General features: G+C 67.2%; 10 protein-coding genes. 3 read left to right on the top strand and 7 right to left on the bottom strand.

Annotation, left to right across the window (positions count from 1 at the left end; genetic code table 11):
- Positions 1-14: 14 nt before the first annotated feature.
- The 6 genes from pheT to thrS form a co-directional block, all read right to left on the bottom strand.
- Positions 15-2,396, bottom strand: a complete 2,382-nt coding sequence (pheT, locus tag N7573_RS12395; RefSeq protein WP_279912800.1) for a phenylalanine--tRNA ligase subunit beta — start codon at positions 2,394-2,396, stop codon at positions 15-17.
- An 85-nt stretch (positions 2,397-2,481) separates the two neighbouring features.
- Positions 2,482-3,477 (bottom strand): phenylalanine--tRNA ligase subunit alpha, encoded by a 996-nt coding sequence (locus tag N7573_RS12400; RefSeq protein WP_005417865.1) that lies wholly within the window; start codon positions 3,475-3,477, stop codon positions 2,482-2,484.
- Between the two features lie 193 nt (positions 3,478-3,670).
- On the bottom strand, positions 3,671-4,030 hold the full coding sequence (gene rplT, locus N7573_RS12405) for a 50S ribosomal protein L20 (protein ID WP_006380762.1): 360 nt from the start codon (positions 4,028-4,030) through the stop codon (positions 3,671-3,673).
- An 11-nt stretch (positions 4,031-4,041) separates the two neighbouring features.
- On the bottom strand, positions 4,042-4,239 hold the full coding sequence (gene rpmI, locus N7573_RS12410) for a 50S ribosomal protein L35 (RefSeq protein WP_005410436.1): 198 nt from the start codon (positions 4,237-4,239) through the stop codon (positions 4,042-4,044).
- A gap of 266 nt (positions 4,240-4,505) precedes the next feature.
- Positions 4,506-5,033 carry a translation initiation factor IF-3 gene (gene infC / locus N7573_RS12415; RefSeq protein ID WP_074725076.1) on the bottom strand — a complete coding sequence of 176 codons (528 nt, stop codon included), beginning with the start codon at positions 5,031-5,033 and terminating at the stop codon, positions 4,506-4,508.
- A 63-nt stretch (positions 5,034-5,096) separates the two neighbouring features.
- The gene (thrS, locus tag N7573_RS12420) at positions 5,097-6,998 is read right to left on the bottom strand and encodes a threonine--tRNA ligase (protein WP_049401217.1); all 1,902 of its coding nucleotides are present in this window, start codon (positions 6,996-6,998) and stop codon (positions 5,097-5,099) included.
- Positions 6,999-7,427: 429 nt separating this feature from the next.
- Here thrS and N7573_RS12425 point away from each other — a divergent pair, with 429 nt between their 5' ends.
- From N7573_RS12425 to N7573_RS12435, 3 genes are read left to right on the top strand one after another with little or no spacing between them, the layout of a single operon-like run.
- Positions 7,428-7,724 carry a hypothetical protein gene (locus N7573_RS12425; RefSeq protein ID WP_005410439.1) on the top strand — a complete coding sequence of 99 codons (297 nt, stop codon included), beginning with the start codon at positions 7,428-7,430 and terminating at the stop codon, positions 7,722-7,724.
- Positions 7,724-7,987 carry a hypothetical protein gene (locus tag N7573_RS12430; RefSeq protein ID WP_279912814.1) on the top strand — a complete coding sequence of 88 codons (264 nt, stop codon included), beginning with the start codon at positions 7,724-7,726 and terminating at the stop codon, positions 7,985-7,987. Before N7573_RS12425 ends, N7573_RS12430 begins: the two co-directional genes overlap by 1 nt.
- A gap of 10 nt (positions 7,988-7,997) precedes the next feature.
- The gene (locus N7573_RS12435) at positions 7,998-9,557 is read left to right on the top strand and encodes a PepSY-associated TM helix domain-containing protein (protein ID WP_279943169.1); all 1,560 of its coding nucleotides are present in this window, start codon (positions 7,998-8,000) and stop codon (positions 9,555-9,557) included.
- A gap of 129 nt (positions 9,558-9,686) precedes the next feature.
- Here the strand turns inward: N7573_RS12435 and N7573_RS12440 are convergent, their stop codons facing one another.
- The gene (locus N7573_RS12440; RefSeq protein ID WP_279913700.1) at positions 9,687-10,079 is read right to left on the bottom strand and encodes a VOC family protein; all 393 of its coding nucleotides are present in this window, start codon (positions 10,077-10,079) and stop codon (positions 9,687-9,689) included.
- Between the last annotated feature and the right edge of the window lie 46 nt (positions 10,080-10,125).

The raw sequence follows: 10,125 nt of genomic DNA on the forward strand, positions 1-10,125 counted from the left end.
CGAGTGCTGCCCGCTCAGCCGCGGATCCGGGCGTGATGTTCACGCTCGATGGCAGTGACCGCCTCGGCCACCACCGCATCCACGTCGCGGTCCGTCAGAGTGCGCGACTTGTCCTGCAAAATCAAGCCCATAGCGAGACTCTTGAATCCCGGCTCGACGCCCTGGCCGACGTAGCGGTCGAACAGGTTCAGGTCGCGCAGCAGCGGGCCAGCGGCCTGGCGGACGGTGGCCGCGAGATCGGCCCAGGCCACCTGTTCAGGCACCAGGAATGCCAGGTCGCGACGCACTGCCGGGAAGCGCGACAGTTCACCGGCACGCGGCAGGCGGCGGGCGGTCAGCGGCTCCAGGTCCAGTTCGAAGGCATAGACGTCGGCTTCGATGTCCATTGCCTTGGCCAGACGCGGGTGGATCTGGCCGATCCAGCCGATCGCCACGCCATCGCGGAACACCTCGGCCGAACGGGCCGGGTGGCCGTAGGCACGGGCCGACGGGCGGAACTCCAGTACCGCACCACTGGCAGCGGCCAGCGACTCCAGGTCGCCCTTCAGGTCATGGAAATCGACCTTGCGGGCCGGCATGCCCCACTGCAGTGCCTGTGCATCACCACAGACCGCAGCGGCCACGCGCGGGGTTTCCAGCGGCGCCGGCCGGCCGTCGCCGGCCTGCTGGGCGAACACGCGGCCCAGTTCGAACAGGCGCACGCGGCCGATCTGGCGAGCGGCGTTGCGGCCCAACGTGGCGACCAGACCTGGCAGCAGCGACGGGCGCATCACCGCCAGTTCGGCCGACAGCGGGTTGGCCAGCGGCACCAGGTTGTCGCGCAGCTGCCACTGGGTCAGCAGCGCATCGTCGACGAAGGCGAAGTTGACGGTTTCCTGCTGATCACGGGCGACCAGCTGGCGACGCACGCTCAGCGCGTCCAGCTGGGTCTCGCTCGGCATCGCCACACGCGAGGCGCCGCCCGGCAGCGTGGTCGGGATCTGCTCGTAACCGTGGATGCGCGCCAGCTCTTCGATCAGGTCTTCTTCGATGGCGATGTCGAAGCGGCGGCTCGGCGCCGTGACCTGCCAGCCGTTGGCGGTGGCAACCACGTCCATCCCCAGCGCGCGCAGGATGCGCTCGACTTCCGCATCGTCGACGGTGATGCCGAGCACGCGGGTGATGCGGGCGCGGCGCAGCACGATGGTTGCCGGCTGCGGCAGGTCGGCCTCACGCACGGCCTCGGTGACCGGCGCCGGGGTACCGCCGGCCAGGTCCAGCACCAGGCGGGTGGCGTACTCGATGGCGGTACGCGGCAGTGCCGGGTCGACACCACGCTCGAAGCGGTGGCCGGCATCGGTGTGCAGGCCCAGCTTGCGGCCACGGCCCATGATCGCTGCCGGGGCGAAGTGCGCGGCTTCCAGGAACACGGCAGTGGTGGCGTCGGTGACACGGGTGTCGAAGCCGCCCATCAGGCCGGCCAGGCCGACCGCACGATCGGCGTCGGTCACGACCAGGAAGCTGTCGTCCAGCGCGGCGTCGCGGCCGTCCAGCAGCTTCAGGCTCTCGCCGGCACGCGAACGACGCACGGCGATACTGCCCTGCAGGGTGCCTAGGTCGTAGGCGTGCATTGGCTGGCCGAGCTCGAGCATCACGTACTGGGTGATGTCGACCAGCAGCGAGACCGGGCGCACGCCACTGCGGCGCAGGCGCTCGGCCATCCACAGCGGGGTCCTGGCGGCGGCGTTGACACCTTCGATGACGCGGCCCAGGTAACGCGGTGCTTCGGCGCCGGCGTCGAGCTGGATGGCCAGCTCACGGCTGCCGATGGCGGGAATCGCCTCGGCGGTGAAATCCAGCACGTCGCTGCGGGTGGCCGCGGCGACGTCGTAGGCGATACCGCGCAGGCTGAAGCAGTCGGCGCGGTTCGGGGTCAGCTTGATCTCGATGCTGGCGTCCGGCAGGCCCAGGTACTCGACCAGAGCCTGGCCGACCGGTGCGTCATCCGGCAGCTCCAGCAGGCCGGAGGCATCGTTGTCCAGGCCCAGCTCCTTGGCCGAGCACAGCATGCCGTTGGACTCGACACCGCGCAGCTTGGCCGGCTTGATCTTCAGCTCGCCGATCTGCGCGCCGACCATCGCCAGCGGCGCAACCAGGCCCGGACGTGCGTTCGGTGCGCCGCACACGATCTGCAGCAGCTCGCCCTGCCCGGCATCGACCTTGCACACCTGCAGGCGGTCGGCTTCCGGATGGCGTACGGCGTCGACGATGCGCGCCACGACCACGTGCTCGAGGCCTTCGCCCAGCGCGGTCACTTCTTCCACTTCCAGGCCGATGGCGGTCAGCACCGCACTCAGTTCATCGCGCGAAGCGCGGGTCGGGACGTGGCTGCGCAGCCAGTTTTCGGAGAATTTCATGGTGTCACCCTGGTGGGCCCGGCGCATGCGCCTGGGCCTGCGAATTTAGAAGCAGTCGAGCAAGCTCGACTCTACGGACCGGCGCTTACGCGAACTGCTTGAGGAAGCGCACATCGTTCTCGAAGAACGCGCGCAGATCGTTGACGCCGTAACGCAGCATCGCGAAGCGCTCCACGCCCATGCCGAAGGCAAAGCCGGTGTAGCGCTCCGGATCGATGCCGACGTTGCGCAGCACGTTCGGATGAACCATGCCGCAGCCGAGCACTTCCAGCCAGCGGGTGCTGCCATCGGGCTGCTGCCAGGCGATGTCCACTTCCGCACCCGGTTCAACGAACGGGAAGTAGCTCGGGCGGAAGCGCATCTCGAAGTCGCGCTCGAAGAAGGCGCGCACGAACTCGGCCAGCGTGCCCTTCAGGTCGGCGAAGGTCGAATGCTCGTCCACCAGCAGGCCTTCCACCTGGTGGAACATCGGCGAATGGGTCTGGTCGCTGTCGCTGCGGTACACCTTGCCGGCGGCGATCATGCGCAGCGGCGGCGCGTGGTCGCCCATGTAGCGCACCTGCACACCGGAGGTATGCGTGCGCAGCAGGCGGCCGTCGCCGAAGTAGAAGGTGTCGTGCATGGCGCGCGCCGGGTGGTGCGGCGGGAAGTTCAGCGCCTCGAAGTTGTGCCAGTCATCCTCGATCTCCGGCCCTTCCGACAACTCGTAGCCCAGCCGGCCGAAGATGCCGGTGATGCGCTCCAGGGTGCGGGTGATCGGATGCAGGCCGGCGCGGTCGCCATTGCGGCCCGGCAGGGTGATGTCGATGGCTTCGGCGGCCAGGCGCGCATCCAGTGCCGCGTCTTCCAGCAGCGCCTTGCGCTCGCCCAGCGCGCGGGTCAGCGCGTCGCGGGCCTGGTTGATCGCTTCACCGGCGGCCTTGCGCTCGTCGGCCGGCAAGGCGCCGAGCTGCTTGAGCTGCGAGGTGATGCTGCCACTCTTGCCAAGCAGGGCCACCCGCAGCTGTTCCAGCACGTCGGGGCTCTGTGCGGCGGCCACATCGGCCAGCGCCTGGGTGGTGAGGGATTGGATGTCGCTCATGGGGGGCCGGAACTCCAGTCGATCTGCCATCGCGATGCGCGAAGGGCCGACCCCTGTCGCCACCGCCGTCCCCGCGCTGCCGTCATGGCCTCGCCGGGACCCAAAAAAGAATGGGGAAGGACTTGCGCCCTTCCCCATGCATTGCCTTGACCTGACACCGTTCCGAGTGAACGGTTACGGCATCGGGAAGGACTTATGCCGCCAGCGCGCCCTTGGCCTTTTCGGCCAGCGCGGTAAAGCCGGCTGCGTCGTGCACGGCGATGTCAGCCAGGACCTTGCGATCCAGGGTGATGCCGGCCTTCAGCAGACCATTCATGAAGCGGCTGTAGCTCAGGCCGTTGATGCGGGCAGCCGCATTGATACGGGTGATCCACAGCGAACGGAAGTTGCGCTTCTTCTGCTTACGGCCGATGTAGGCGTACTGCTGTGCCTTGATGACCGCCTGCTTGGCGACGCGGAAGACCTTGCGACGGGCGTTGTAATAGCCCTTGGCGAGATCCAGAATCTTCTTGTGGCGGCGACGCGCCTGTACGCCACGCTTAACTCGTGCCATTTTTCAGTTCCTCAGAGGTAAGGGAGCATGCGGTCCAGACGGCCTGCGTCTTCTGCACGGACATGGCCCGTCTGACGCAGATTACGCTTACGCTTGGTCGCTTTCTTCGTGAGGATGTGGCTACGGTTGGCGTGGCCGCACTTGTACTTGCCCGAGGCGGTCTTGCGGAAACGCTTGGCCGCTGCCCGGTTGGTCTTGATCTTGGGCATTGCAATGTCCTTGATGGGATATGACCCTGGTTTCTGACTGATCTGGCGGCGGCCTGGGCCGCTCTTTCCGTCCTGCCATGATCGGCGTACGACCCGTCCTGGGTGGGTCGAGCCGGGCATGATACAGGCAAAACCGCCCTGCCACCAGCCCCTGCAACCCTTTCGCCGGCAATTCACCGGCTTCCTGCAAAAGCAAAGGGACGCCCATGGCGCCCCTCTACCCTGAACCATTCAGCCAGGCGCCCCGGAAGGCGGCCCGTCAGGCCTCAGGTCTTCTTCTTCGGCGCGATCATCATGACCATCTGACGCCCTTCCAGGCGCGGACGGGATTCAATGACGATGTCCTCGCCCAGATCGGTCTCGATCCGGTTGGCCATTTCGCGGCCCAGTTCCTGGTGGCTCATTTCACGGCCACGGAAACGGATGTTGACCTTGATCTTGTCACCATCCTCGAGGAACCCGCGCATCTTGCGCAGCTTGATCTGGTAGTCGCCCTCGTCCGTGACCGGACGGAACTTCACTTCCTTGATCTCGACCTGCTTGGTCTTCTTCTTGGCCTCGCTGGCCTTCTTCTGCGCTTCGAACTTGAACTTGCCGAAGTCCATGATCTTGCAGACCGGCGGATCGGCCTGCGGCTGGATTTCGACCAGGTCCAGGCCTTCATCTTCGGCCATGGACAGCGCTTCGTCGCGCGACAACACGCCGATCATTTCTCCGTCACTGCCGATCACGCGGACGCGCGGCACACGGATTTCCTGATTCTTGCGGTTCTGTTTGTTGTCAGGGGTGCTGATATTACGTTCTCCCAAGGGTATCGAACCGGTCCGGGTGCCTGTGCCCCCGGACCGGACCTTTGCTTACGCGCCCTCGGCCTGGAGCCGCTCGATGAAGGCCTGCAGGCTCATGCTGCCCAGGTCTTCGCCAGAACGCGTACGCACCGCCACAGCCCCATTTTCCTTCTCGCGGTCACCAATGACCAGCAGGTAGGGCACGCGCTGCAACGTATGCTCGCGGATTTTATAGCCGATCTTCTCGTTACGCAAATCCGAGCTGACGCGGAAGCCTTGCTCCGCAAGGGTTTTGGTCACGCCCGAGACGTACTCGGCCTGAGCGTCGGTGATGTTGGCCACCACCACCTGGGTCGGCGCCAGCCAGGTCGGGAACTGGCCGGCATGGTGCTCGATCAGGATGCCCAGGAAGCGCTCCATCGAGCCCACGATGGCGCGATGCAGCATGACCGGGTGCTTCTTCTGGCTGTTCTCGTCCACGTACTCGGCGCCCAGACGGCCCGGCATCATGAAGTCGACCTGCATGGTGCCCAGCTGCCAGGTACGGCCGATCGCGTCCTTCAGGTGGTACTCGATCTTCGGGCCGTAGAAGGCGCCCTCGCCCGGCAGCTCCTGCCACTCCACCCCATTGCTGGACAGTGCCGAGCGCAGCGCGCCCTCGGCCTTGTCCCAGGTAGCGTCATCGCCCAGGCGCGATTCCGGACGCAGCGCGATCTTGACCTGGATCTCATCGAAGCCGAAGTGCTGGTAGACCGCCAGCGCCTGCTGGTGGAACGCGGTCACTTCCGCCTCGACCTGGTTTTCCGTGCAGAACACGTGGCCGTCGTCCTGGGTGAAACCACGCACGCGCAGGATGCCGTGCAGCGCGCCGGACGGCTCGTTGCGGTGGCAGGCACCGAACTCACCATAGCGGATCGGCAGGTCGCGGTAGCTGTGCAGGCCCTGGTTGAACACCTGCACGTGGCCCGGGCAGTTCATCGGCTTGAGCGCGTAGGTGCGCTTCTCCGATTCGGTGAAGAACATCGCGTCCTGGTAGTTGTCCCAGTGGCCGGATTTCTGCCACAGGCTCACGTCCAGGATCTGCGGGCAGCGCACTTCGCCGTAGCCGGTCTTGCGGTACACCTTGCGCATGTACTGCTCGACCACCTGCCACAGTGCCCAGCCCTTCGGGTGCCAGAACACCAGGCCCGGCGCTTCTTCCTGCAGGTGGAACAGGTCCTGCTGCTTGCCGATGCGGCGGTGGTCGCGCATCTCGGCTTCTTCGATGCGCTTGATGTACGCCTCGAGCTGCTTCTTGTCGGCCCAGGCGGTGCCGTAGATGCGCTGCAGCTGTTCGTTCTGCGCGTCGCCACGCCAGTAGGCGCCGGAGATGCGGGTCAGCTTGAAGGCCTTCAGGAAGCGCGTGTTCGGCACGTGCGGGCCGCGACACATGTCCACGTATTCCTGGTGGTAATACATGCCCATCGCCTGGATGTCGTCGGACATGTCCTCGATCAGGCGCAGCTTGTAGTCCTCGCCACGAGCCTTGAAGATCTCGATCACTTCGGCGCGCGGCGTCACCTTCTTGATGACGTCGTAGTCCTGGGCGATCAGTTCACCCATGCGCTTCTCGATCGCGGCCATGTCGTCCGGGGTGAACGGGCGCTCGGAGTAAATGTCGTAGTAGAAGCCCTCGGCGATCACCGGGCCGATCACCATCTTCACGTCCGGGTACAGCTGCTTGACGGCGTGGCCGACCAGGTGGGCGCAGGAGTGGCGGATGATCTCAACGCCCTCCTCGTCCTTGGCGGTGATGATGCGCAGGCTGGCATCGTGGTCGATGACGTCGCTGGCATCGACCAGCACGCCATCCACGGCACCGGCGATGGTGGCCTTGGCCAGGCCGGCGCCGATCGACTGGGCGACCTCCATGACGCTGACGGGATTTTCGAATTCGCGGCGGCTGCCGTCGGGAAGAGTAATGTTGATCATCGCAGTGGCTTCGTGCGGGGCCCGCTGGGCGGGCTGGAAAGCGTTCCCGGGGCGGCGCCCGGGCAATAAAAAAGCGCCGCGAGGGCGCCTGGAACACAGGGCCTTCGGGGGCAGGTCAACAGTGGGCGGTGGTAGTGCTCATGTCGCACGCTCGGCCGGCGCTGGGCGCGGGCCACCTTGTTCCAGTCAGGGTTCTACGCTGATCTTAAACCAGCGCAGGGGAAAGCCCAAGGGCTACCGTACGGTCCGCTGAATGGGTCTCGCTGGCGGCGTGAAATTGCAATGATTACCATGTCGGCGCAGGCCGCCCTGTGCCAGCCTGCCCGCTTTCCCCCAGGACCCCGTGATGCGCCACCCGCTCCGACCGGCTCCCGCCGGCCCCGCCCGTGCCCCGCGTTCGCCGGCCCGCTGCCACGCTGGCCGCCCGCGATGATCACCGTCGGCCTTTCCACGCTCGGCTTCTGCAGCCTGGGCATGCTGGCGGCGATGTTCTCGGCGCTGGCGTTCTATGCCGCCTCGCCGCACTGCCGCTGGCCGCGCCTGCGCCGTGCCGGCCGCCTTGGCCGCCAGATCGGCCTGGTCGCCGCTGCCGCCGCGCTGTGGCTGTGGATGGCCGAGCTCGGTTTTGCCGCCGGCCTGGTGGCGATGCTGTGCACCTGGATGCTGGCCGCCATGCTGCTGCCGGCGCTGGCGGCCTGGCACCGCCCCGGTACGGAGTCGCCGTGATGTGGCCGCGCGCCTTCGCCGGCATCGTGGCCGGCTTCCTCCTGGCCGCCGCCGTCACCGGCCTGCTGGCGTGGCTGCCGCCCGGCCCGTGGCAACGGGCGCTGGTGCCGACCCTCATCGCCTTCATCCCGCTGTGGATGCTGGCCGCCCTGTGGGCGTTCAGTTTCCGCAGCGCGCTGCGCGCCTGGCTGGTGCTGGCCGGCAGTGCCGCCGTCGGCTTTGCCGCGCTCGGGCTGCTGCGCCTGACCGGCGCGGTGCAATGAGACCCACCCCATGAAGTTCAGCTCACAGACGCTGCGCACATTCACCACCCTGCACACCTGGGTCGGCCTGGTCGCCGGCTTCGGCCTGTTCGTGGCCTTCTACGCGGGTGCGCTGACCCTGTTCCACCACGACCTGCCGCTGTGGCAGACGCCCGGTGCAGCCACCGCACTCCCCGCCGGCCTGGACGACGCGCAGTACCTGCTGGAGGACGTGCTTGCCGCGCATCCGGAAGCGCGCCGCCACGTCGGCATGACCTTCCCCGGCACCGAACACCCGCAGCCACTGGCCTACTGGCAGGCCGATGACGGCAGCTGGCGCTACGCCTGGCCGGGACAGATCGCCGGCAGCCCGACGCCGCCACAGACCGGGCTGGCCGAACTGGTCAACGAGCTGCATTACAGCCTCGGCCTGCCGGTGGCCGGCATCTACGTGATGGGCATCGTCAGCCTGCTGTATGGCATGGCACTGCTGAGTGGCCTGGTGATCCACCTGCCAAAGCTGTTCGGTGATCTGTTCGCACTGCGTCCGGGCCGCAACCTGAAACAATTGTGGCAGGACGCGCACAACGTGATCGGCGTGCTCAGCCTGCCCTTCCACCTGATGTTCGCGGTCACTGGCGCCCTGCTCTGCCTGGTGTTCGTGCAGATGGCCCTGCTCAACCCGCTGATCTACGACGGCAAGGCCCTGCAGGCGGTGCCGACGGCGATGGACACCGCGCCGGTGCGCGACGCCAGCGGCATTCCGGCGCCGCCGGGCAGCCTGCGCGTGCTGCATGCACGCGCGCTTGAAGTCGCCCGTGCACAAGGCGTGGCCAACTTCGAGCCGACCTACCTGAAGCTGGCCAACGCCGGCGATGCCAATGCCACCATCGAGATCACCGGCGAATCCACCGGCACGCTCGGCCCGCTCGGCGCGGTGGCACTGGACGTGGCCACCGGCAACGTCCTGGCCTCCCAGCTGCCGGGCCAGCGCGACGCCAACCACGCCACGCTCAGCGCGGCCTACGCATTGCACTTTGGCGAGTTCGGCAACGGCGTGGTGGTCTGGCTGTACTTCCTGCTCGGCCTTGGCGGTGCCTTCCTGTTCTACTCCGGCAACCTGTTGTGGATCGAATCGCGGCGCAAGCGTCGCCAGCCGCAGCAGCCACGCGCCGGTGTGAACATGGCGCGGGCCACGGTCGGCGTGTGCATCGGCCTGTGCGTGGCGATCTCGGTCGCGTTCGTCACCGCGCTGGTGCTGGAGCGGCTGGCACCGTCCGCGGTCGACCACGGCATCCGCTGGGCCTGCTTCGGCAGCTGGGCGGCCTGTGCGCTGTGGGCCGCGCTGCGACGCCCGGCGCAGGCGGCACGCGAACTGCTGTGGGCGGCGGCGATCAGTACCGCACTGGTGCCGATCCTGCATGGCGCGCTCAATGGTGACTGGCTGTGGCGTGCTGCCGCGCGTGGCCACTGGCCGCTGTTCTGGGTCGATGCCATCGCGCTGGCCATGGCCTTCGGCTTCGCCCGCCTGGCTGTGGCCAGCCAACGCCGCGCCCGCAATGGCGACCCCAACAGCGTCTGGGCCAACTGAGCCGTCGCCGGGCATGGCCCGGCGCTACCGACCGTTACGCGCAACGCCCCCTGTAGCGTCGAGCATGCTCGACAGCTGTTGATCTCGCGCCAAGCTCCGTCGAGCAAGTTTGACGCTACCCAAGCAGGATCATGCCTCGCCGGGGTAACGACTCACTTCGATCAGGTTGCCATCCGGGTCGCGGAAGTACACCGATTCGATCGGCCCCAGCGCGCCGGTACGTGCGACCGGCCCCTCCTTCACTGCAACGGACTGCGCCTGCAGGTGAGCCAGCACATCGGTCGTCGCCGTGCGCGTGACCAGGCACAGATCGGCGCTGCCCGGCATGGGCCGCAGCGCATGCGGTTGCAGCGGGGCGCTGGCCGGATGCAGGTTGATCTTCTGCTGGCCGAACTGCAGCGCGGTACGACCGGCGCCGAAGCGCACGACCTGCATGCCGAGCACGCGCTGGTAGAAATCACAGCTGCGGTCGATGTCGGCGACGGTGAGGACCAGATGGTCCAGGCGTTCGAGATGGATCATGCCCGCAGCGTAGCGCTGCGGGCATGGACATGCTGTGCGGGGTCGG

The organism is Stenotrophomonas sp. GD04054 (assembly GCF_029836955.1).
Classification (GTDB): Bacteria; Pseudomonadota; Gammaproteobacteria; order Xanthomonadales; family Xanthomonadaceae; genus Stenotrophomonas; species Stenotrophomonas maltophilia_A.